Here is a 21,146-nt window from a genome sequence, read left to right as displayed (position 1 = left end):
CATGGCCACGATGACGATGGCGCAGGCGCTGAACACCGCGCTGCGGGACGCGCTGGGTGAGGACGAGCGCGTCCTCGTCTTCGGCGAGGACGTGGGCCCGCTGGGCGGGGTCTTCCGCATCACCGACGGGCTGACCAAGGAGTTCGGCGAGGACCGGTGCTTCGACACCCCGCTGGCCGAGGCGGGCATCGTCGGCCTCGCCGTGGGCATGGCCATGGGCGGGCTCCGGCCCGTGGTGGAGATGCAGTTCGACGCCTTCGCCTACCCGGCCTTCGAGCAGATCACCTCGCACGTGGCCAAGACGCGCAACCGCACCCGCGGCAAACTGTCGCTGCCGATGGTGATCCGCATCCCGTACGCGGGCGGCATCGGCGGCGTCGAGCACCACTGCGACTCCAGCGAGGCCTACTACGCCCACACGCCGGGCCTGAAGGTGGTCACGCCCGCTACCCCGGACGACGCGTACTGGCTGCTGCGCGACGCCATCGCCGACCCCGACCCGGTCATCTTCATGGAGCCCAAGCGGCTGTACTGGGCCAAGGGCGAGACCGAGCCCGGCGATCGCCGCGCCGCGGGATTCGGCCGGGCGGCCGTACGGCGCGCGGGGCGCGACGCGACGCTCGTCGCCTACGGCCCCGCCGTCCCGGTGGCGCTCCAGGCGGCCGAGGCCGCGGCCCGGGACGGCGTCGACCTGGAGGTGGTGGACCTTCGCACGCTCGTCCCGTTCGACGACGAGACCGTCGTGTCCTCGGTGCGCAGGACGGGCCGCTGCGTGGTGGTCCAGGAGGCCCAGGGGTTCGCCGGAGTCGGCGCGGAGATCGCGGCACGCGTGCAGGAACGCTGCTTCCACTCGCTGGCCGCCCCCGTACTGCGGGTCACGGGCTTCGACATCCCCTACCCGCCGCCGAAACTCGAGCACGCCCATCTGCCGGACGCCGACCGGATCCTCGACGCGGTGGACCGGCTGCAGTTCGACGACGAGCCCGACGTCCTCCACCTGGACCGGGAGGCGTCATGACGACCGTTCTCACGCGGCAGGTGTTCCGCCTGCCCGACCTCGGCGAGGGCCTGACCGAGGCCGAGATCGTCGAGTGGAAGGTCGCCGTCGGCGACACGGTCGAGGTCGACCAGATCGTGGTGGAGGTCGAGACCGCCAAGGCGGCCGTGGAGGTGCCGGTCCCCTACGCCGGAGTCGTACGGCGGCTGTGCGCGGAGGCGGGCGCCGTCCTGGCGGTGGGCGAACCTCTCATCGAGGTCGGCCCGGCGGACGCCACGGACGAGACGCCACCTCCCTCCGACGCCACGGACGAGAGGGCACCCCTCTCCGACACCACGGGCCGGACGGCGTCTCCCTCCGGCGCCACGGGCGAGGGCGCATCCTCCACGGACGCGGGTCCGGGCGCGCACCCCGACGCCGTCCGCTACCGGGAGGAGGAACAGGCCGGCTCCGGCAACGTCCTGATCGGCTACGGCACCGGACATGCCTCCGGGACGCGCGGGCGGCGCCGCGGCTCCCGGCTCGCCGGCCGGAAGGCCGCCGGAACCCTGCCGCCGGCGCCCGCCCCCGAACGGCGGCGCGCGCTCCGCGTGATCTCCCCGCTCGTCCGCAGGATGGCCCGCGAACACGGACTGGACCTCGCCTCCGTCGCCCCCACCGGCCCGCACGGAGTGATCCTCCGCCGCGACGTCGAGCAGGCCATCGCGGGCGCCCGAGCGGAATCCGGCGCCTGGTCCGCGTCCGCACCGGCGAGAGGGCTCACGGCCGAGCGCATCCCGCTGCGCGGGCTGCGCCGGGCCGTGGCCGACAAGCTGAGCCGCAGCCGCCGCGAGATCCCCGACGCCACGACCTGGGTGGACGTGGACGCCACCGGCCTGCTCGAGGCGAAGAACGCGCTCGCGCGGGTCCGCCCCGAGCTCGGCATCGGGCTGCTCGCGCTGCTGGCCCGCATCTGCGTGGACGGCCTGACGCGGTTCCCCGAGCTGAACTCCTCGGTCGACACCGACCGCGCCGAGATCGTCCGGCACGGGCACGTCAACCTCGGCTTCGCCGCGCAGACCGACCGCGGTCTCGTCGTGCCGGTGGTCCGGGACGCACACCTGATGTCGACCGCGCGGCTCGCCGCGGAGCTGACCCGGCTCACCGGCCTGGCCCGCTCAGGAGAACTGCCGCCCCGGGCGCTGACCGGAGGGACTTTCACGCTCAACAACTACGGGGTCTTCGGCGTCGACGGATCCACCCCGATCATCAACCATCCCGAGGCCGCGATCCTCGGCGTCGGCCGCATCATCGACCGGTCCTGGGTGGTCGACGGCGCGGTCACGGCGCGCAAGGTCGCCCAGCTGTCCCTCACCTTCGACCACCGGGTCTGCGACGGGGGCGCCGCCGGCGGTTTCCTGCGCTACGTGGCCGACTGCGTGGAGAACCCGGCGATCCTGCTCGCCCACGCCTAGCATCGCTCACCCCGGGCCGGGCAGGACCACGGTGACGTCGAGGCCGCCCTTCTCCCGTGGTTCGGCCCGTACGTCACCGCCGTGCGCGCGGGCGACCGACCGGACGATCGACAGGCCGAGCCCCGCACCGGGCGCGGTCGCGGAGAACCGCTCGGCGCGGAGGCGGCGGAACGGCTCGAACAGGGCCGGCACCTCGTACGGCCGGACGACCGGCCCGGTGTTGCTCACCACGACCCGGGCCGAGCCGTCCGCCAGCGTGCCGCTGGTGACGCGCACCCAGCCGCCGTCGGGGACGTTGTGGCGTACGCCGTTCTCCACGAGGTTCTGCACGAGGCGTTCGAGCAGGACCGGGTCGCCGGCGGCCGGCGCCTCGCCGGGGTCGGCGTGCACGGCGACCGCTCCGGACTCGAGCCGGGAGATCGCGTGCTCGACGACGTCCGCCAGGTCGACGTAGGAGCGCTCGGTCACCTCGGGCTCCGCACGCGCCAGCATGAGCAGGCCGTCGATGAGGCGCTCGTGACGGGCGTTGATCTCCAGCAGCGTCTCCCCGAGCTGGCGTACCTCCGGGGGCGCGGCCCGGCGGTGGACCGCGACCTCCACCAGGGCCCGGTTGAGCGTGAGCGGGGTGCGCAGCTCATGCGAGGCGTTCGCGATGAACCGGCGCTGCCCGTCGAAGGACCGGTCGAGACGCTCCAGCATGAGGTCGAACGTGTCGGCGAGCCGTTTGAGCTCGTCGTGCGGTCCGGACAGCCCGATGCGTTCGTGCAGTCCGCGGTCGGCCGCCGGTGCGTCGGCGATCCGGCGGGCCGTCTCGGTCATCCGGTCCAGGGGCTGGAGCAGCCGGCCGGCGATCAGCCAGCCGAGGGCGATCGCGGCGGCGCCGACCACGGCCAGCGCGATCGTGCCCTGGGCGAGCAGCGAGCCGAGAACGTCGTGCCGGGCCACGCGCGTGACGTGGTCGACCAGTTGCCGGTCTCCGAGGGGCGGCGGCGTCACGGACGGCGTCTGCCCTTCCACCGTGCCTCCGGAACCGAAAATGGTATTGGTCCCGCCGGACAGCCGGCCGGCGGTGAGGGCGTAGGTCACACCGAGCAGCACCGTGCCGGCGAGCAGGAACAGCCCGCCGTACACGAGCGTGAGCCGGGCCCGGATGGTCATCCTCGACGACCGGACGCCGCCGGTCACGGGATCCGGTACCCCACTCCCGGCTCGGTCACGACGACGGGCGGCTCGCCGAGCTTGCGGCGCAGCTTGAGGATCGCGATCCGTACCGCGCCCGTGAACGGATCGGCGTATTCGTCCCATGCCTTCTCCAGGAGATGCTCCGCGGACACCGCCGCGCCGTCCGCGCGCAGCAACTCGGCCAGCACCGCGAACTCCTTGCGTGACAGCGGAACGTACCGGCCGTCGCGGTGGACCTCGCGGCGGTGCGGGTCCAGGCGGATGCCGGCGCGCTCCAGAACGGGCGGCGAGGCGGGCCGCGAGCGGCGCCCCAGCGCGACCACCCTGGCGGCGAGCTCGGGAAACGCGAACGGCTTGGGCAGGTAGTCGTCCGCGCCGAGGCTGAGCCCCGCGACCCGGTCGTCGATCTCCGCCGCGGCCGTCAGCATCAGCACCCGGGCCGCGGAGCCGCTCTCGGCGACGGCCCGGCAGACGTCGTCGCCGTGCACGACCGGCAGGTCGCGGTCCAGTACCACCACGTCGTACCCGTGCACGCCGATCCGCTCGAGCGCGGCGTCGCCGTCGCCCACCACGTCCACCGCGTGCGCGTCACCGCGCAGCCACTCGGCCACCGCGTCGGCGAGCAGCGGCTCGTCCTCCACCACCAGGATGCGCATCCGCCCAGGGTGACGGCCAGGGCGTTTCCCCGGCGTTAAGAGCCCGGACAGGGACCGCGCTACGCGGGGCTCCCACGGCCGGCGGAAACGGCCGGGAAACACGCTTGCGGCTGAGCTTCTCCCGTGCCCGGGAACCGCCCGGCACGGGAGGAGAAGAACATGCGCGTCAGGACTGGCATCGTCCTCGGCCTGCTGGTGACAGTGACGGCCGCCGGATGCGGCGGGTCGGGGAAGGACCACGGGGTGGCCACGGCCGGCGGTACCAGGACGGCCACCGCCAGGGCGGGGTCCGGCAGCGGTACCGAGCAGGACCAGACGCTGGAATTCGCCCAGTGCATGCGGCAGCACGGCATCGACGTGCCGGACCCGAAGAGCGGCGGCGGGCTCGACATCACGCTGCCGAAGGGGACGGATCCGCACAAGGCCAACGCGGCGACGCAGCAGTGCAAGCAGTACCTGCCCAATGGGGGCCGGCCGCAGAAGACGAGTCCCGAGATGGTGGAACGGCAGCGGAAGCTCGCCGCGTGCATGCGGGCGAACGGCGTGCCGAAGTTCCCGGACCCCGACGCGAACGGCAGCATCTCGATCAAGGGCGGACCCGGGCTCGACCCGACGAGCGCGGGGTTCAAGGCGGCCGAGAAGAAGTGCTCGAAGTACCGGCCGGGGGGCGGCGCGACGACGACCGACTCCGGGGGAAGCGAGTGATCCGGACCGGCCGGCGGCCCGTGGCCACCCGGCCGGTCGGCACGCCGGCCGCGCCCAGGGCGCGGCGCCGCAGGGCCGGCCGGGTCGTGGCCGTGGCCGCCGTGCTGCTCGTCGCCGGGACGGCGGCCGTCACCGCCACCGGCCTCGGCCTGGGAGGCGATGACCCGCCCGCCGCCCGCGGCGGCGGCCTGCCACCCGCGACCGCGAAGGTGACGCGGCAGAACCTCATCGACACCCAGACCGAGTCCGGCCGGCTGGCCTACGGCGGCGAGCGTACGGTGACCGCCCGGCTCACCGGCACGCTGACCGCGCTGCCGGTGACCGGGGCCACGGTAGGACGCGGAAAGACGCTCTACCGGGTGGACGACAGGCCGGTCGTGCTCCTGTACGGCTCGCTTCCCGCCTACCGCACGCTGGCGCCGGGGACGAAGGGCAAGGACGTCCGGCAGTTCGAGAAGAACCTGTGGGCGCTGGGGTACCGGGGCTTCACCGTGGACCGCGAGTTCACCGCGGACACGGCCGCGGCGGTGAAGGACTGGCAGGACGACCTCGGCCTGCCGAAGACCGGCACGGTCGAGCCCGGCCGCGTGGTCTACGCCCCGGACGCCGTACGGGTGTCCGCCCGCAAGGCCGCCGCGGGCGACGCCCTCCGGCCGGGCGCCGCGGTGCTCACCTGCACGGGCCGGACGCGGGTGATCACGGTGGAACTCGGCCTGGACGACGAGCGGCTGGCGCGTCAGGGCACCGCGGTGAGCGTCCGGCTGCCGAACGGGACGACCGTGTCCGGGAAGGTCTCCGGCGCCCGGACCGTGATCGACACCGGAGGCGACGAGAACAGCGAGCCCACCACGAAGATCAAGGTCACCATCGCGGTCGGGCGCGTGACGGCCCTGGCCGGTCTCGACCAGGCGTCCGTGGACGTCGACTTCGCGGCCTCCGAGCGCGAGAACGTCCTGACGGTGCCGGTGGGTGCGCTGCTCGCCCTGTCCGAGGGCGGCTACGGCGTGCAGGTGGTGACCGGCGCGACCACCCGGATCGTGGCCGTGGAGACCGGCCTGTTCGCCGCGGGCCGGGTCGAGGTCTCCGGCGGCGGCCTCACGGAGGGGATGACCGTGGGGGTGCCGTCATGACGGCCGTGGTCGAGCTGGACGCGGTCACCAAGGAGTACCCCGGCGGGGTCGCCGCCCTGCGCGGCGTCACGCTGTCCATCGACGCGGGCGAGATGCTCGCCATCGTCGGGCCGTCCGGCTCGGGAAAGTCCACCATGTTGCATCTCATCGGCACGCTCGACCGGCCGTCGGCGGGCACGGTCCGCGTCGACGGGCACGACGTGGCGGCGCTGTCGGACCGCCGGCTCTCGGCGCTGCGGGCGTACCGCATCGGGTTCGTGTTCCAGCGGTTCCATCTCGCTCCGGGCCGGCCCGCGGTGGACAACGTCGCGGACGGGCTGCTCTACGCCGGCGTGCCGGTACGAGAACGCCGGGCCAGGGCGGCGGACGCCCTTGTCCTCGTCGGCCTCGGCGACCGGCTGGGCCATCCGCCCCATGAGCTGTCCGGCGGCGAACGGCAACGGGTGGCCATCGCCCGCGCCGTCGTCGGCGAGCCGGCCCTGCTGCTGGCCGACGAACCGACCGGCAGCCTCGACACGGCGTCCGGCGCCGGAGTGCTGGAGATCCTGCGTGACCTGCACGCCGCGGGGACGACCGTCGTCGTGATCACCCATGACCGGGACATCGCGGCGAGTCTGCCCCGGCAGGTGGCCGTGCGTGACGGCGAGGTGGTGGGACCATGACCGAGGCGACCACCGGGCCACCGGCCGCGCGGCTGCGGGCCGGCGACGTGCTGCGCGTCGGCGGCGCCGGCCTGCGAACCCGGCGTGTGCGGGTGGTCCTGTCGGCGCTGGGCATCGCGATCGGCATCGCCGCGATGGTCTCCGTGGTCGGCATCTCCTCGTCCAGCCGCGCCGACCTGAACCACCGGCTCGCGGCGCTCGGCACGAACCTGCTGACCGTCGCCCCCGGCGACACCCTGACCGGCGGAACGGCCACGCTGCCCACCGAGTCCGTCGCGATGATCCGCCGGATCGGACCGGTTCGGCAGGCCTGCGCGACCGGCACGGTCCCGGACGCCAAGGTGTACCGCAGCGACCGGATCCCCGCCGAGGAGAGCGGCGGCCTGTCGGTGCAGGCGACCTCGCTGGACCTCCCGCAGGCCCTCCGCGCGACCCTGGCGGACGGCGCCTGGCTCAACGCCGCCACCGCGCGGTACCCGGCCGTGGTCCTCGGCGCCACAGCGGCCAAGCGGCTGGGCATCGGCGCGGTGGGTCCGGACGTGCAGGTGTACGTCGGCGGCCGATGGTTCACCGTCGTCGGCATCCTCGCCCCGGTGCCCCTCGCCCCCGAGCTGGACACCGCGGCGCTGGTCGGCTGGTCCGCCGCCACGACGTACCTGGGGTTCGACGGGCATCCGACGACCGTCTACACCCGTACGGACGACTCCGCCGTGGAGGCCGTTCAGGCGGTCCTCGCGGCGACGGCGAACCCCGCGGCGCCGAACGAGGTGAAGGTGTCCCGGCCGTCGGACGCGCTGACCGCACGGCAGGCGACCGACCGCGCCTTCACCGGCCTGCTGCTGGGTCTCGGAGCGGTGGCCCTGCTGGTCGGCGGGGTCGGCGTGGCCAACACGATGGTCATCTCGGTGCTGGAGCGCCGGGCGGAGATCGGGCTGCGCCGTTCCCTGGGCGCCACCCGCCGCCACGTCCTGCTGCAGTTCCTCGCCGAGTCCCTGCTTCTGTCGGCGCTCGGCGGCGCGGGCGGCGTCCTCATCGGCATCGTCGTGACGACCGGGTACGCCACCGCGCAGTCGTGGGAGACCGTGGTGCCCGCCTGGTCGACCGGCGGCGGGATGGCCTCGACGCTGCTCATCGGCGCGGCGGCGGGCCTGTATCCGGCGGTCCGCGCGGCCCGCCTGTCCCCCACCACCGCCCTCGCCACCGCCTGACGTGAGCACCGGACGCGTGCGGGGCTGCGGATGGTGAGGGGCACTTTGACCCGGCCAGAGCCTGGTGAAGGCGAGAAGTCCATCGCGCAGTCGCTCCCTCGATCCCCACCTCATCGCGAGAGGGTCGCCGACCTGGCGCCATATCTCCCCAGAGCGAGCCGATCGGAGGCACTCAAAAGGTCGATGAAGCGGGTATCGAGGTGCTCGGGTGTTCGCCGCCCCGAACAAGCGCCGGATGGGAATCGGGCCAGCCGGAGAGGCATGGAACAGTCAAAATACGTGGACAGCTCCCCGCCGTACTCGGCACAGTGGCCGACCGTGACGAGTAGCGAGCTATGGACCCGTGCGACCGCCGACCGCTACGACGCCGAGGAGAGCGAGATGTCCTCGGCCGCCGTCCTCGAACCGACCCTGGCCTTCCTCTCTGAACTCGCCGGAGATGGCCGGGCACTGGAGTTCGCGATCGGAACCGGACGTGTGGGCGTCCCGCTCCGGGAACGCGGCGTGCCCGTTGTGGGCATCGAACTGTCCGAGCACATGGCAGCGGTTCTGCGGCGCAAGGTCGACGAGGACATGCTTCCGGTCGCCATCGGAGACATGGCCACGACCGTCGTCTCCGGCGAGTTCACCCTGGTCTATCTCGTCTACAACACGATCACGAACTTGCTCACGCAGGACGAGCAGGTCGAGTGCTTCCGCAACGCCGCACGTCACTTGACGCCCGGCGGCCGATTCGTCATCGAGCTGGGCGTGCCGCCACTGCGGTTCCTGCCGCCAGGGCAGGTCGCGGTGCCGTTCGACGTCTCCGAGCGGCATCTCGGCTTCGACACCTTCGACCTGGTCGAGCAGATGCTCGTCTCGCACCATCTCACCCGCGACGGCGAAGACGGCCGCTATCGCCGCGGCTCCTCCCGGCACCGGTACGCGTGGCCGGCGGAGCTCGACCTGATGGCACGGATCGCGGGGCTTGAGCTGGAACGGCGCGTCGCGGACTGGGACGGGGCGCCGTTCACCCCGGACTCCGCCAAGCACGTCTCCGTGTGGCGCAAGCCGGCCTGAGGCAACCCCTCCTGGTCCCGCCCCTAGGCCAGGCCGGCGCACGATGAAAAAGTCGACGACGGTGGGAGGCACCCCGTCGTCGTAGGTGCGCCGACCCGCCCACCCGCCGGCCACCACGTGAGAGCTCTGACCAGGAGAACCGCACATGCGACCGTCACCCGGTGAAGTTCCGCTGACCGGAGGACGGATCACGCCAGGCGTCGTCCGCGTCGCCGATACGGTTCGACGACCTACCACGGACTCATCGGCCTTCGTCGCTCGGCTCCTCATACACCTGCACGAACGCCGGTTCGGCGGAGCGCAACACCCCGTCGTCTGCCACCACGACCCCGGCCCCAACAACACCGTCTTCCGGGCCGGGCTGCCGGTCGCCTTCATCGACTTCGACACCGCCGCCGGCGGCGAACCGCTCGAAGACCTCGGATACATGGCTTGGACGTGGTGCATCTCTTCGAAGGCCGACGCACCGCCCGCCGCCGCTCAGGCCGCCCAGGTGCGGATCCTCATCGACGCCTACGGGCTCACCGCCACACGCCGCGCTGACCTGCTGGACGCGATCCTGGACCGGCAGTCCCGCAACGCCCGCTGGTGGACCGAACGGCTGAACGATCCCCGCCCCGGTGTGGCCGGTCCCGAACAGATCAATTCCAGCATCGAATGGTCCGACCGCGAGCACACCTTCACCAGGACCAACGGCCGCGTCTTCGCAGCGGCGCTGCGCTGAGACCCGAGTCCGACCGCTCGACGGCGCACCTTCGCATCGAATCCGCGGCGGGGACCGGGCCGCCGGGCGTACTCGTGGTCAGGTGACGGTCGAGTGGCCCTCCCCGGCGAAGTGGCACGCCGCGGCGTGGTCGCCGCCGTCGTGGATGCGCAGCTCGGGTACCTCGGTGGCGCAGGCGTCGGCCGCTATCGGGCAGCGGGTCCGGAACCGGCATCCCGACGGCGGTGCCGCCGGGGACGGGACCTCGCCGGTCAGCGCGGACTCGGTCGTGCTGCCCGGACGGTCGTGAATCGACGGGGCCGCCGACAGCAGCGCCCGGGTGTAGGGGTGCCGGGGGTTTCCGAAGACCTGCTCGGCGGTGCCGTGCTCGACGATCGTGCCGAGGTACATCACGGCCACCTCGTCCGCGATGTGGCGCACGACGTCGAGGTCGTGGGAGATGAACAGGTAGGCGACCCCCAGCTCCTTCCGTAGGTCCATCAGGAGGTTGAGAACCTGCGCGCGGACCGACACGTCGAGGGCGGAGACGGCCTCGTCGCACACGATCAGCTTCGGCCTCAGGGCCAGCGCCCGCGCGATGCTCACCCGCTGGCACTGTCCTCCCGACAGCTCGTGCAACCGGCGTCCGGCGTAGGAGGAGTCCAGTTCGACGAGGGAGAGCAGGCGGTCGACCTCGGCCGCGTGCTCGCGCGCGGGGAGCACGCCCCGGTGCACGTGCCAGCCCTCGGCGATGACGTCGGCGACGCGCATCCGCGGATTCAGGGAGGTGTACGGGTCCTGGAAGACCATCTGCAGGTCGCGGGCGACCCGGTGCCGCTCGCGCCGTCCCGCTGAGGACAGGTCGACGTCCCCGAAGGAGATCGACCCGGCGAACGGGTCCAGCAGCCCCACGACCGATCGGGCCAGAGTCGACTTGCCGCAGCCGGACTCGCCCACGACGCAGAGGGTCTGGCCGGCGTGGACCGTCAGGTCGACACCGGCGACCGCGTCGACGCGGCGCCGGCCGAACCCGGAGCGGCCCCGGGTGGCATATCCGGCACGCAGACCCTGGATCCGCAGGAGAGCGGTGCCGGGAGCGCCGGCCTGTGCGGTGTTCACGAACGCGCCTCCAGAACGCGGGCACTGTGGTGACATGCGGCGATGTGGCCGGTGGAGACGCCGTGGCCGGGTACGGGAAGCGCCTCGGGGTCGTCGGTCCGGCACACCTCGGTGGCGAAGCGGCAGCGTGGCGCGAAGGCACACCCCGCCGGCAGCCGGCCGGGGGCCGGGGGCTGGCCGTCGATGGGCACGAGCCGGCCGGGGCGGCCGGGGTCGGGCATCGCGTCGAGCAGCCCGCGCGTGTAGGGGTGCGCCGGGCTGGTGTAGACCTCGTCCAGGGTCCCGGCCTCGACGATCCGCCCGGCGTACATCACCGCCACGTGCTGCGCGACGCGGGCAACGACCCCCAGGTCGTGCGAGACGAGCAGCATCGCCATGCGCGCCTCGGCCTGCCGGGCCGTGAGCAGGCGCAGGATCTGGGCCTGCACCGTCACGTCGAGGGCCGTGGTGGGCTCGTCCGCCAGCAGCACCTCCGGTTCGAGGGCCAGCGCCATGGCGATCATCGCGCGCTGGCGCATCCCTCCGGAGAACTCGTGCGGATAGGCGTGGTACTTGCGTTCGGCGTCGGGGATGCCGACGGTGCGCATGAGCTCGATCGCCCGCGTCCGCGCGGTGCGGTGCGAGGCGCCCTGGTGGCGGCGGAACGTCTCGGCCACCTGCCACCCGACCGTGAAGGACGGGTTCAGGGCGGCCATCGGGTCCTGGAAGACCATCGCGATCTTCGGGCCCCGGAGCCGTCTCCACTGCGCGTCGGTGAAGCCGGCCGTGTCCTGCCCGTCGATCTCGATCGACCCGGCGCTGACGCGCGCGCCGCTGGGCAGCAGGCCCATGAGGGCGAGTGTCGTCAGCGACTTGCCGCTGCCGGACTCCCCGACCAGGGCGGTGACCCGGCCCGGCACGAGGTCGAGTTCGACGCCCCGGACGACGGGGCGTTCGCTCCCCCGGGCGCCGAAGCCGATGTGGACTCCGCGCAGCCGCGCGACCGGGGTGGCCTCGGTGGCCCCGGCGACCTCCTCGATGGTGGAAGGCATCGGTCGCTCCTCTCGTTCAGATCTGGGACCGGGGATCGGACAGGTCACGGAATCCGTCGCCGACCACGCCGACCGCGGTGACGACGAGCGCGAGCGCGGCGGCCGGCACCGTGGAGATCCACCACGCCGACCCCAGGTAGTCGCGCCCGATCGAGACCGTGGCGCCCCAGGAGGCCGTGTCGACCGGTACGCCGAGGCCGAGGAAGCTCAGCGACGCCTCGGCCACCATCACCAGGCCGACCTGGACCGTCGCCGCGACGAGCAGCGGCTGCCAGCAGGACGGCAGCACGTGCCGGAACAGGATGCGCAGGTGCCCGCAGCCCAGGACCCGGGCGGAGTCGACGAACTCCAGCCGTCGCGTCGACATGGCCGACGCGCGGACGACACGGGCGAAGATGACCCAGCGGGTGATCGCCAGCGTGATGACGATGTTGGTGATGCTCGGGCCGAGGACCCCGGCCAGCAGGATCGCCAGCAGGATCGAGGGGAACGCGAGCTGTATGTCGCCGACGCGCGAGAGGACGGTGTCCAGCGGGCCGCCGAAGTAGCCGGAGACCAGCCCGACGACGAGACCGACGACGCCCCCGACGACGACCGTCGCGCCGGCGACGAGGAGCGTGATCCGCGCCCCGGCGAGCAGGTCGGCGAGCAGGTCACGGCCCACCTGGTCGGTGCCGAGCCAGGCGATCGACCCGCTGCCGGTACGGCTGCCGGGCGCGAGGAGCCGGTCGGGCAGATGCGTCGCCACCGGATCGTACGGCCGCAGCAGCGGACCCAGGAGCGCGGCGAGCACGAACAACGCCAGCACCCCGACGCCGACCCACACACGTACGGGGACACGCCGCCGGCCGGTCTCGGTGCGTGCCGCTACTCCTTCAGGCACGGTAATGGCAGTCATGAGCCCTCCTTCGTCGGGAGAGGGACCGGGCAGGCTGTGTTCTCGATTCGCTCGCTTCGCTCACTCATGCGTTCTCCGGGGTGAGGCGCGGGTCGAGGGCGAAGTAGACGACGTCCACGAGCAGGTTCAGGGCGATGTAGGAGACGGTCATCGTGAGGACCGCGGCCTCGACGACGGCGTAGTCGCGGTTCGTGATCGCGTCCACCATCAGCGACCCGATGCCGGGCCAGGAGAAGACGACCTCGATGATGACCGCGTTGGCGATGAAGTTGCCCATCAGGAGGCCGAGCACGGTGACGACCGGCACCGCGATGTTCCGGCCCACGTGGACGTACTGGACCAGGCCCTCCGGCACGCCCTTGGCGCGGGCCGTGCGCACGTAGTCCTTCGCCCCCTCCTCCAGCGCGCCGCCCCGCACCAGGCGGGCGAGCCAGCCGATGAACGGCAGCGCGAGGGTGAAGGCCGGCAGCAGGACCCCGGCGAACGACCCGTCCGCGGTGGCGGGCAGCCAGCCGAGCTCGCGGGCGAACAGCAGGATCAAGACGATGCCGAGCCAGAACGACGGAACGGCCTGCCCGACCAGCGACCCGGTGGACACCAGCAGGTCGAGCACCTTCCCTGGCCGGCGCGCGCACAGCATGCCGAGCGGGAAGCCGAGCAGGATGGTCAGCACGAGCGCGACCACCGACAGGGTGAGGGTGGCGGGGAAGCGTTCGAGCGTGTCGCCGAGCGCGGAGCCGCCGAGCCGCCACGAGTCACCGAGGTCGCCGTGCAGGACGCCGCCGAGGTGCTCCAGGTACTGCCGCCACAGCGGATGATCGAGGCCGAAGTCCGCCCGTACGTGCTTGAGCTGGTCGGCCGAGGCGTCCGGGCCGAGGATGAGCTTCGCGGGGTCCCCGGGCACGACGCGGACGATGATGAACACCAGGGTCAGCGCTCCCCAGGCGACCACCACGGCCTGCCCGAGCCGCTTCGCGACGAACGCTCCCATCAGCCCTCGCCTCCGGCGGTCTCGGGCACGGACGCGCGCACGATGAGTTCGGGCGGCAAGAGCGTGTGCGCCGGGCCGGCCGCATCGCCGCCGGATCCTCCGGCGGTCTCGACGTGTTCGAGCAGCCGGTCGATGCCGGCCCGCCCCACCTCGGGGGCGGGCAGCCGCACCGTGGTCAGCGGAGGGGCGAGGTAGGCCGAGAAGGGGTGGTCGCCGTGGCCGATGACGCCGACGTCCACGCCGACCCGCAGTCCCTGCTCGGCGAAGGCACGGCACAGGCCCAGCGCGTGGTAGTCGTTGCCGGCGAGCACGACCGCGCCGGGTCCGGCTCTGCGCGCGAGACCGGCGCCGAGCTCGTACGCGGGGCCGGGGTCGAACGGGACCGACACGGAGACGTCCTCCGGCGAGGCCACGCGGACGACCGCGTCGTCGGGGGCGCCGAGCCCATGGGTCGCGAGCGTGTCGCGGAACCCGCGAATGCGCTCGGCGACCGGTGAGATGTCCAGGTCCTCCTCGACCAGGTACAGCTCGGTGGCGCCGGTGCTCAGCGCGTGCTCGGTCGCCGCCCGGGAACCGGCGTAGTAGTCGACGCCGACGAGGTCGACGTCGAGGCCGGGCAGGTCGCGGTTGAGCAGGACCAGGGGGACGCCGGACTTGCGCAGGCGCTCCCAGTGCTCGGCGCCGTGCTGGACCGGGATCGCCAGCACGCCGTCGACGCCCCAGCGCATCAGCTCCTCGGCGGCGCGGCGTTCGTTGTCGACCGAGTCCTCGGTGACCATCAGCATGAGCGAGTAGCCGCGGGTGCGTCCGCGCTCCTCGATCGCGGAGATGAGGCGGGCGTAGAACGGGTTGGACGGGTTCGTGATGACCAGCCCCAGGGTCATCGCGTTCTGCAGGACGAGAGAGCGGGCCATCGTGTTGGGCACGTAGCCCAGGCGCTCGGCCTCGGCCTTGACGCGCCTCCGCGTCTCCACGCCGACCGCGTCCTTGTCGGCGAGCGCCCGTGAGACGGTGTTGACCGACAGGTCGAGCGACTCGGCGATGTCACGCAGCGTCGTACGGCGTCGTGGGCTCATCGGATCCTCCGGCACGGTGTCATCGGCGCCTCACCGCCGCGAGGTCGGGCTGGTTGTTCGGAGCAGGCGTGAAACCGGTGAGCCGGCGCGAACGCCCGTACCCGGTGACGAGGGTGAGCGGGAACAGTCCGACGGCGTCGGACCAGATGATCTTGCACGCCTCACCGTAGAGGGCGTCGCGGTCCGATCCGTAGGGTGCCGCCGCGGCGCTCGCGAGGATCTTGTCGAGGGCCGGGTTCCTGTAGCCCATCCGGTGGGCCTTGGAGGTGTACAGGCGGCCGACGGTGAACGCCGCGTCGCCCGTGGTCACGGTGTTCGTCTGGAGGTTCATGTCCCAGTCGAGGCTGTTCAGGCGTTCGAGCCACTGGGCCTTCTCGATGCTCTGCGGGCGGACCGTGACTCCGATGTCGGCCCACGAGGAGATCATCGCCTCGGCGAGCTCACGTGCGAGCGGGCCGGTGGCGTCGAACCACATCATCGAGGTGGTGAAGCCCCGGCCGAGCCCGGCGGCGGCGAGCAGGCGCTTCGCCGCGGCCGGGTCGTAGGTCCAGGGCTCCTGCGCGGCGTACCCGGCGACCGTCGAGGGGATCGGCGCGCGCATCTGCTGTCCCCCACGGCCGAAGAGCCGGTCCACGATCTGCGGCAGGTCGACGGCCTGGCACATGGCGCGGCGGACGTTCGGATCCGTGAACGGCCTCCGCGAGCAGTTGAACCAGTTGAGGTAGTACGTCCACGAGGGGATGCTCTCGACGCCGACGCCTTTCACCCCGGTGACCTCCGGCAGCTGGTCCGGTGGGATCGGCCACAGCAGGTCGATGTCCCCGCTGCGGAGCGCGGTGATCGCCGATGAGGTCTCGGCGATGTACGGCATCGAGATCCCGGGCAGGTCGGCCCGGCCGCCCCAGTAGTCGTCGAAGCGCGCCAGCTCGACCGAGGTCGACGGCGTGAACCCGGTGACGCGGAACGGCCCGGACCCGATCGGACGGCGCTTCTGCTCCGGGTCGGCGACCCGGGCGGCCGGGACGACGAAGAGCAGCGTGAGGTTGACCGGGAGCGAACCGAGCGGGCCGTCGGTGGTGAAGACCACCGTGTGGTCGTCCCGGGCCTCCGCCTTGGTGACCGAGGCCCACAGCGGCGTCTGTGCGGAGGCGACCGCCCGCGTGCGCTTCAGGCAGGCCGCGACGTCGGCCGCGGTGACGGGGGTGCCGTCGTGGAACCGGGCGCCGCGGCGCAGCGTGAACACCCAGGTGGTGTCGTTCGTACGTTCCCAGCCGGTCGCCAGCCCCGGGACCAGCCGGTCGCCCTGGCGTCGTACGAGGGTGTCGAACACCAGGCGCTTGACGATCAGGGACGCCTCGTCGACCGCCGTCGCGGCGTTGTACGGGTCCAGGTCGGTGACCGGCTGGCCGAACGCGGCGCGCAGCGCGCCCTGGGGAGCGCCGCCCCCGCCACCGAAGCCGCAGCCGGCCAGGAGCACGCTCGCGGATCCGAGCCCGGCCATGGCGAGGAAGTCCCGCCGCCCGACGTGCGCGCCGCCGGTGTCCGGCCTGCCTGTCGTCCTCATGCCGCCGCCCCGGTCATGCCTTCAGCGCCAGGTAGATGAGGACCTTGATCCCCGCGGCGTCGTCCGGCGCCTCGTCGACGACGGTGCCGCGCAGCCTGAGCCAGCCGCCGAAACCGGTCGCCGGCCAGCTGTGCACGGGGCCGTCGCCGGGCGTGACGGTCTGGTCGACCCCGTCCAGGTCACACCAGTGCAGGCCGTCCGGCGAGATCTGCGTGCGCGCGATGAGGCGGGGTGCGCGCCCGGTGGCGTCGAGGACGCGGACGAACCAGCGGGCCTCGCCGGCCCAGGCGGCCTCGTACGGCTCGGTGGTGAACTCGCCGGTCAGCGTCGTGTTGCGCTCGATGACGGCGGTGAGCGACTGTCGCATGTTCATCGGGGCCTTTCTCACCAGTCCACCGAGATCAGCACCGAGTCGAGGTACAGGAAGTTCCGTACATCGGTGTGCGTGCGGACGGAGACGTAGAAGTTGAGCAGGTTCTGCAGCGACCCGTAGTGCTCGTCGTACGGCGGGACCGGGACATCGGACATGTCGTGGACGACGTCGTTGAGCTGGAGCTCGACGTTCTTCCGGGTGCTGGTGTCGATCACCCAGCGCAGGTAGTGCCAGTTGACCTTGGTGGGGACCTCGTTGAAGCACATCTCCTGCGGCTCGCCGAACGGCTTCCAGTCCTCGGGGTTCGGCGCGGTGAAGTCCGCCGTCCGCGGCAGCTTGACCTTGCCCTCGAAATGCTCGCGCGGCGTCGGCTCCGGGACGGTGGGATACACCCACTGGTGCCGTACCTGGTGGTCCAGGTCGGTGTTCAGGTACCGCGCCACGGTGTGGTAGCGGACGCCGTCGCAGATGTCGGTCGCGACGGTGAACGCGCCGAACTGCTGCTCCGACGGGTGGTTGTTCGCGTCCCACCGCCCGCCGCCGGCCGCCGTCGCGGCGCCGTTCTCGGCCGAGGCCGCCTCCGCCTTGTACGCCAGGTAGGTCTCGAACTGGACCCGGCCGCGGCCCGACATGGTGAGCCGGCGGATCGCGACGCCCGTGTGCCCGGCGACCGGGCGGGTGGCGACCTTCAGCGCGTACGTGCCCGACATGGTGCCGTGGGTGCCGACGTCGAAGAAGCTGCAGGAGCTGAGCTGCGGGGGCCGGAAGTCGGACATGTGCTCATCGACGGTGTCGAGGTCGCCATGCTCATCGTGGTTGCCGATCAGTTCGACCCACCCGTGGGTGCCGTCGTTGAAGTCGTCGTGCACGAGGATCCGGCGCAGCGGGTTGAACTTGGCCAGCTTCGGATCGAGCAGGCGCGGATCGACGTGCGGCGTGGTCGTCAACGGGACGTTCCTTTCAGGCGGACGTTCGCGTAGGAGAGGTTGTGGTCGGAACGGAGCAGCTCCGCCGGCGCTCCGGACGTCTCGGTCGTCTGCGGAACCAGCACCCAGTCGCGGACCGGAGTGCCCTTCCGGACGAAGATGTGGTCGATCTTCTCCCCCGACGGGAGCGGGATCTTCCCGCCGTTGAAGGAGGCGTACTCGTCGCCGACGCGACGGGCGGCGACGGCGTGCGCGTCGACGAAGCCCACGTCGGAGAAGGCGTCGACCGCGCTCGCGCCGTCCGCGGTCGAACCGGAGTTCATGTCCCCGGCGAACACGATCGGCAGGTCCCTCGTCCGCGGGTCGTGCAGGGTGAGCTCCTCGGCGGTCCGCCGCGCGTCGCCGTACCGGACCTGATCCCAGTTCTTGGTCCAGCCGTTGGGGTCGGTCGCGCCGTTCTTGCGGTACTCCAGGTGCATGTCGACCACGACGAAGCGGACACCGGTCGCCCGCTCGCGTAGGACGTTCCAGGTCATGGTCTTGCCGTAGATCTCGGTGGAGTCGGGCAGCCAGAACAGGTCGTGGGGCAGCTCGCGCCCGCGCTCGTCGAGGTGGGAGTAGCGCGAGGCGTCGTAGTAGGTGAACCGGCCGGCGCCGGACTTGAGTGGGTAGCCGTACCAGGGGTGACGGGCGCCCGCGTAGTCCGCGGGTGCCTCCGCGTACCCGTGCTCGGCGAGCGCCGCGGTCAGCGGGGCGCGGAAGGACTCGACGTCGACGCCGGTCTGCGTCGGGGTCGGGTTGTTGCCGATCTCCTGGGTCGCGACGACCCCCAGCCCGGCGGCGTCGATGTCCTCGGCCACCGCCGCCGCCCGGCCGTCGGCCCAGGGCTTGAGCTTGGTCGCGCAGTCACGGCCGATGACCCGCTCGCACTCCTCCTTGGTCGGCAGACAGCCCTGGCCGCAGACGTTGTAGCTGCCGATGCGGACGTCGATGGATCGCGCCCGGCCGCCCGGCCCGTTCCCGTTCCCGGCGGCCACGGCGGCGGATGCGTTCGTGAGCGCCAGGAGGGCCGCGGCGGCGGACACCGCGACCTTCGTCCACCTGCGGGAGAGCCGTCTCTGTGCCATCGCGCATCCTCACATTAACGTTCACGTGATCGTTGAGGCGGTACGCTACACCCGGTCTCAGGGATGTCAATGGCGTGTTACGCGAAGATGTCCGGCGAACGTTCACGAGCCGGATGTCCGCCGTCCGAACGCGCGATCTCCTGGACGCGACGCCCGATCAGGGGACATGCGGAGCAGTGACCGCATAACGTCACGATTACCGACTCTGCGTAATGGGTCGGCCGCCCGTCAGCCCAGCCACACGAGGTCTCCCTATGACCAGCCCTTATCTCCGGCGCCGCCGCCTCGGGGACGAGCTCCGCAAACTGCGCGAGGAGCACGGCCTGACCACTGACGAACTGGCGCGGCTCATCTACCAGTCACGCTCGAAGATCTCCAAAATGGAGAACGCGCAGATCCGTCCCGATCTCGCCGAGATCGTCTCCATTCTCAACGTCTTGGAGGTAACCGGTCGGCGGTATGACAAGATCCACGAACTGGCCCACGCGGCCGCGCGTAAGGGCTGGTGGGACAGGTACGGCAATGCCATGGGCCCTCGCCAGCGTTTGTACGCCGACCTGGAATCAGGGGCCGCGTCCATTCACAGCTACAACCAGACGGCCTTCCCGGCCGTACTACAGATCCCTGAGTTCATCGACGCGATGGTCACGCTGGACCGTTGCCAGGGGTCGCTCGACTATCGACCGGAACGCATGGCCGACGCCCGGACCCGCCGCCAGCAGCACCTCCTCGGCCCGGACGGCCCGACGTACGAAGCCGTGCTCGACGAGTGCATGATTCACCGATTGGCCGTGCCACCTGCGGTGAAGGCCGCCCAGCTCCGACACCTGATAAAGATTGTCTCCACCGACGAACGCATCACCATGCGGGTGTTGCCATCGGACGTCCCGATCCCAGGCGGTTTCCTGCCGAAGGCATCGTTCTTCCTCTACACGTTCCCCGACCCGAGCGATCCCCCCATGGGTGTCGTCGACACCGTCACCGCCGATGTCGTACTCGCACAAGAAGACGAACTGTCCCGCTATACGGGGTTGTACGACCGCCTGCGGCAGGCCGCACTTTCCGTCGACGACACCTTGGCCTTCCTCGAAGGGCTGGCTAACCGGCTGGCTTACCAGACAGAATCGGACGCATGACCGACCATTACATCGACTGGCGCAAGTCAGGACACAGCGAGCCGAACGGCGAGTGCGTCGAGGTAGCCCGCACCACCGACGTCGCTATCGGCATTCTCGGTTCCGAGGCCGAGACGCCCGACGCGGTTTAAGACCTTATCGGCGGAGCGTCTCCCGCGCGGTCCCGCCTGCGGCCGGACCGGCGGGAGACGCTCCGCTGGGGGATGGCGCGATCTCAGAGCTTGAGCGTGGCCAGGTAGTCGTGCATGTTCGCTGCCCGGGAGTCGGTCAGCGGGTTGCTCTGGTCGTCGTTCTCGATGATGAACTCCCGCATGCCGAGCCGGGTCGCCCCGCTCAGGATCGTCTTGTAATCGACGATGCCGGTGCCGAGGTCGGCGAGGCTGCCGTCCGGGTGCAGGTCCTTGACGTGGGCCAGGAGCATCCGTCCCTTGTTCGCGGCCATGAGGTTGAGGTTGTCCTGGGCGCTGAGCCCGGCGGCGCTCGACCAGCCCATGTCGAGTTCCATGTGGAGCAGATGGGGGTCGGAGCTGTCGAGCAGGATCTGATAGAAGGTCCGGCCGTCCGAGCCGTGGCCCTGGAACTCGCCGGTGTGGTTGTGGTAGCCGAGCTTCATCCCGGCGGCGCGGATCTTCTCCCCCGCCCGGTTGAACGCGGGGCCGGCCTGGGCGAAGCCGTCGGCGGTGTCGGGCACGCCGCCCGGGCACACGATGTACTTCTGGCCGAGGATCCTCGCCATCTCGATGAGCTGCTTCAGCCGGGTCTCGTCGGTGAACTCGCTGTAGTTGTGGTGGCTGGAGATCGCCACCAGGCGGTACTTGTCGAGCAGGGCACGGATCGCCGGGGCGTGCGCGGGATCGGTGCCGCCCGGCAACCCCGCGAACTCCACCTTGCGGTAGCCGGCTCTGGACAGGGCGCGCAGGACCGGCTCCGGCTGGGCCATGAACGCGTCGCGTACGGAGTAGAGCTGAAGGCCGATCTTGCCGTTCGGGATGTGCCTGCCGTGGCCACGGGAACCGGTCGTGTCGGCGAAGGCGCTCGACGCCAGCCCGCCCGTCGCGCCGACCGCGGTGACACCCGCCGCGGTGGCGGCCAGCCCCCTGAGGAATTTCCGCCGGTCGAACGTCACGCGCTCGTTACCACACATGGGCA

General features: G+C 71.8%; 22 protein-coding genes. 10 read left to right on the top strand and 12 right to left on the bottom strand.

The window, feature by feature from the left end:
- Position 1 precedes the first annotated feature (1 nt).
- Together ABEA10_RS10030 and ABEA10_RS10025 are read left to right on the top strand one after the other, a co-directional pair.
- Entirely contained in the window at positions 2-1,018 is a 1,017-nt protein-coding gene (locus ABEA10_RS10030; protein ID WP_345460607.1) for an alpha-ketoacid dehydrogenase subunit beta, read from the top strand.
- Entirely contained in the window at positions 1,015-2,451 is a 1,437-nt protein-coding gene (locus ABEA10_RS10025; protein ID WP_345460604.1) for a dihydrolipoamide acetyltransferase family protein, read from the top strand. Before ABEA10_RS10030 ends, ABEA10_RS10025 begins: the two co-directional genes overlap by 4 nt.
- 6 nt (positions 2,452-2,457) lie before the next feature.
- On the opposite strand, the gene ABEA10_RS10020 is transcribed toward ABEA10_RS10025, so the two are convergent.
- Both ABEA10_RS10020 and ABEA10_RS10015 read right to left on the bottom strand, forming a co-directional pair.
- Positions 2,458-3,609: a sensor histidine kinase gene (locus ABEA10_RS10020; protein WP_345460601.1), complete on the bottom strand. Its 1,152-nt coding sequence runs from the start codon at positions 3,607-3,609 to the stop codon at positions 2,458-2,460.
- Positions 3,610-3,632: 23 nt separating this feature from the next.
- Positions 3,633-4,289 (bottom strand): response regulator transcription factor, encoded by a 657-nt coding sequence (locus tag ABEA10_RS10015; protein WP_345460598.1) that lies wholly within the window; start codon positions 4,287-4,289, stop codon positions 3,633-3,635.
- A gap of 159 nt (positions 4,290-4,448) precedes the next feature.
- Here ABEA10_RS10015 and ABEA10_RS10010 point away from each other — a divergent pair, with 159 nt between their 5' ends.
- The 6 genes from ABEA10_RS10010 to ABEA10_RS09985 all read left to right on the top strand — a co-directional run bounded on the left by ABEA10_RS10010 (position 4,449) and on the right by ABEA10_RS09985 (position 9,777).
- A complete protein-coding gene (locus ABEA10_RS10010) occupies positions 4,449-4,994 on the top strand; it encodes a hypothetical protein (RefSeq protein ID WP_345460595.1) in 546 nt (181 codons plus the stop codon).
- Positions 4,991-6,124, top strand: a complete 1,134-nt coding sequence (locus ABEA10_RS10005) for a peptidoglycan-binding protein (protein ID WP_345460592.1) — start codon at positions 4,991-4,993, stop codon at positions 6,122-6,124. The genes ABEA10_RS10010 and ABEA10_RS10005 overlap by 4 nt, the downstream gene beginning before the upstream one ends.
- Entirely contained in the window at positions 6,121-6,786 is a 666-nt protein-coding gene (locus ABEA10_RS10000) for an ABC transporter ATP-binding protein (protein WP_345460589.1), read from the top strand. Before ABEA10_RS10005 ends, ABEA10_RS10000 begins: the two co-directional genes overlap by 4 nt.
- Positions 6,783-7,994, top strand: coding sequence for an ABC transporter permease (locus tag ABEA10_RS09995; RefSeq protein ID WP_345460586.1), 1,212 nt, complete (start codon positions 6,783-6,785; stop codon positions 7,992-7,994). The genes ABEA10_RS10000 and ABEA10_RS09995 overlap by 4 nt, the downstream gene beginning before the upstream one ends.
- Before the next feature lie 381 nt (positions 7,995-8,375).
- Positions 8,376-9,053, top strand: a complete 678-nt coding sequence (locus ABEA10_RS09990) for a class I SAM-dependent DNA methyltransferase (RefSeq protein WP_345460996.1) — start codon at positions 8,376-8,378, stop codon at positions 9,051-9,053.
- Positions 9,054-9,198: 145 nt separating this feature from the next.
- Positions 9,199-9,777, top strand: coding sequence for a phosphotransferase family protein (locus ABEA10_RS09985; protein ID WP_345460583.1), 579 nt, complete (start codon positions 9,199-9,201; stop codon positions 9,775-9,777).
- Between the two features lie 78 nt (positions 9,778-9,855).
- On the opposite strand, the gene ABEA10_RS09980 is transcribed toward ABEA10_RS09985, so the two are convergent.
- The 9 genes from ABEA10_RS09980 to ABEA10_RS09940 all read right to left on the bottom strand — a co-directional run bounded on the left by ABEA10_RS09980 (position 9,856) and on the right by ABEA10_RS09940 (position 18,861).
- A complete protein-coding gene (locus ABEA10_RS09980) occupies positions 9,856-10,875 on the bottom strand; it encodes an ABC transporter ATP-binding protein (RefSeq protein WP_345460580.1) in 1,020 nt (339 codons plus the stop codon).
- Positions 10,872-11,906: an ABC transporter ATP-binding protein gene (locus ABEA10_RS09975; protein ID WP_345460577.1), complete on the bottom strand. Its 1,035-nt coding sequence runs from the start codon at positions 11,904-11,906 to the stop codon at positions 10,872-10,874. The genes ABEA10_RS09980 and ABEA10_RS09975 overlap by 4 nt, the downstream gene beginning before the upstream one ends.
- 16 nt (positions 11,907-11,922) lie before the next feature.
- Positions 11,923-12,804 (bottom strand): ABC transporter permease, encoded by an 882-nt coding sequence (locus ABEA10_RS09970; RefSeq protein WP_345460574.1) that lies wholly within the window; start codon positions 12,802-12,804, stop codon positions 11,923-11,925.
- 64 nt (positions 12,805-12,868) lie between these two features.
- The gene (locus tag ABEA10_RS09965) at positions 12,869-13,795 is read right to left on the bottom strand and encodes an ABC transporter permease (protein WP_345460571.1); all 927 of its coding nucleotides are present in this window, start codon (positions 13,793-13,795) and stop codon (positions 12,869-12,871) included.
- Entirely contained in the window at positions 13,795-14,871 is a 1,077-nt protein-coding gene (locus ABEA10_RS09960) for a LacI family DNA-binding transcriptional regulator (RefSeq protein ID WP_345460568.1), read from the bottom strand. The genes ABEA10_RS09965 and ABEA10_RS09960 overlap by 1 nt, the downstream gene beginning before the upstream one ends.
- A gap of 19 nt (positions 14,872-14,890) precedes the next feature.
- A complete protein-coding gene (locus ABEA10_RS09955) occupies positions 14,891-16,435 on the bottom strand; it encodes an ABC transporter substrate-binding protein (protein WP_345460565.1) in 1,545 nt (514 codons plus the stop codon).
- Between the two features lie 13 nt (positions 16,436-16,448).
- Positions 16,449-16,808: a hypothetical protein gene (locus ABEA10_RS09950; RefSeq protein WP_345460562.1), complete on the bottom strand. Its 360-nt coding sequence runs from the start codon at positions 16,806-16,808 to the stop codon at positions 16,449-16,451.
- A gap of 11 nt (positions 16,809-16,819) precedes the next feature.
- Entirely contained in the window at positions 16,820-17,755 is a 936-nt protein-coding gene (locus ABEA10_RS09945; protein WP_345460559.1) for a DUF6772 family protein, read from the bottom strand.
- Positions 17,752-18,861, bottom strand: a complete 1,110-nt coding sequence (locus ABEA10_RS09940; protein WP_345460556.1) for an endonuclease/exonuclease/phosphatase family protein — start codon at positions 18,859-18,861, stop codon at positions 17,752-17,754. Before ABEA10_RS09940 ends, ABEA10_RS09945 begins: the two co-directional genes overlap by 4 nt.
- A gap of 254 nt (positions 18,862-19,115) precedes the next feature.
- Here ABEA10_RS09940 and ABEA10_RS09935 point away from each other — a divergent pair, with 254 nt between their 5' ends.
- Together ABEA10_RS09935 and ABEA10_RS09930 are read left to right on the top strand one after the other, a co-directional pair.
- On the top strand, positions 19,116-19,997 hold the full coding sequence (locus ABEA10_RS09935) for a helix-turn-helix domain-containing protein (RefSeq protein ID WP_345460553.1): 882 nt from the start codon (positions 19,116-19,118) through the stop codon (positions 19,995-19,997).
- Entirely contained in the window at positions 19,994-20,128 is a 135-nt protein-coding gene (locus ABEA10_RS09930) for a DUF397 domain-containing protein (RefSeq protein ID WP_345460550.1), read from the top strand. The genes ABEA10_RS09935 and ABEA10_RS09930 overlap by 4 nt, the downstream gene beginning before the upstream one ends.
- Positions 20,129-20,211: 83 nt before the next feature.
- On the opposite strand, the gene ABEA10_RS09925 is transcribed toward ABEA10_RS09930, so the two are convergent.
- Positions 20,212-21,141 (bottom strand): sugar phosphate isomerase/epimerase family protein, encoded by a 930-nt coding sequence (locus ABEA10_RS09925; RefSeq protein WP_345460547.1) that lies wholly within the window; start codon positions 21,139-21,141, stop codon positions 20,212-20,214.
- Between the last annotated feature and the right edge of the window lie 5 nt (positions 21,142-21,146).

Origin of the sequence: Actinoallomurus oryzae, from assembly GCF_039541955.1 — a bacterium.
Classification (GTDB): Bacteria; Actinomycetota; Actinomycetes; order Streptosporangiales; family Streptosporangiaceae; genus Actinoallomurus; species Actinoallomurus oryzae.
This window is presented reverse-complemented; position numbering and strand designations above follow the sequence as displayed.

Bases quoted from the DNA above. Each gene is read 5' to 3' on its own strand.
- ABEA10_RS09960 (WP_345460568.1), bottom strand. From the start codon at position 14,871: ATGAGCCCACGACGCCGTACGACGCTGCGTGACATCGCCGAGTCGCTC.
- ABEA10_RS10030 (WP_345460607.1), top strand. From the start codon at position 2: ATGGCCACGATGACGATGGCGCAGGCGCTGAACACCGCGCTGCGGGAC.
- ABEA10_RS09985 (WP_345460583.1), top strand. From the start codon at position 9,199: ATGCGACCGTCACCCGGTGAAGTTCCGCTGACCGGAGGACGGATCACG.
- ABEA10_RS09995 (WP_345460586.1), top strand. From the start codon at position 6,783: ATGACCGAGGCGACCACCGGGCCACCGGCCGCGCGGCTGCGGGCCGGC.
- ABEA10_RS09990 (WP_345460996.1), top strand. From the start codon at position 8,376: ATGTCCTCGGCCGCCGTCCTCGAACCGACCCTGGCCTTCCTCTCTGAA.
- ABEA10_RS09950 (WP_345460562.1), bottom strand. From the start codon at position 16,808: ATGAACATGCGACAGTCGCTCACCGCCGTCATCGAGCGCAACACGACG.
- ABEA10_RS09975 (WP_345460577.1), bottom strand. From the start codon at position 11,906: ATGCCTTCCACCATCGAGGAGGTCGCCGGGGCCACCGAGGCCACCCCG.
- ABEA10_RS10020 (WP_345460601.1), bottom strand. From the start codon at position 3,609: ATGACCATCCGGGCCCGGCTCACGCTCGTGTACGGCGGGCTGTTCCTG.
- ABEA10_RS09965 (WP_345460571.1), bottom strand. From the start codon at position 13,795: ATGGGAGCGTTCGTCGCGAAGCGGCTCGGGCAGGCCGTGGTGGTCGCC.
- ABEA10_RS09930 (WP_345460550.1), top strand. From the start codon at position 19,994: ATGACCGACCATTACATCGACTGGCGCAAGTCAGGACACAGCGAGCCG.
- ABEA10_RS10015 (WP_345460598.1), bottom strand. From the start codon at position 4,289: ATGCGCATCCTGGTGGTGGAGGACGAGCCGCTGCTCGCCGACGCGGTG.
- ABEA10_RS09955 (WP_345460565.1), bottom strand. From the start codon at position 16,435: ATGAGGACGACAGGCAGGCCGGACACCGGCGGCGCGCACGTCGGGCGG.
- ABEA10_RS09925 (WP_345460547.1), bottom strand. From the start codon at position 21,141: ATGTGTGGTAACGAGCGCGTGACGTTCGACCGGCGGAAATTCCTCAGG.
- ABEA10_RS09935 (WP_345460553.1), top strand. From the start codon at position 19,116: ATGACCAGCCCTTATCTCCGGCGCCGCCGCCTCGGGGACGAGCTCCGC.
- ABEA10_RS10025 (WP_345460604.1), top strand. From the start codon at position 1,015: ATGACGACCGTTCTCACGCGGCAGGTGTTCCGCCTGCCCGACCTCGGC.
- ABEA10_RS10010 (WP_345460595.1), top strand. From the start codon at position 4,449: ATGCGCGTCAGGACTGGCATCGTCCTCGGCCTGCTGGTGACAGTGACG.
- ABEA10_RS10000 (WP_345460589.1), top strand. From the start codon at position 6,121: ATGACGGCCGTGGTCGAGCTGGACGCGGTCACCAAGGAGTACCCCGGC.
- ABEA10_RS09940 (WP_345460556.1), bottom strand. From the start codon at position 18,861: ATGGCACAGAGACGGCTCTCCCGCAGGTGGACGAAGGTCGCGGTGTCC.
- ABEA10_RS09970 (WP_345460574.1), bottom strand. From the start codon at position 12,804: ATGACTGCCATTACCGTGCCTGAAGGAGTAGCGGCACGCACCGAGACC.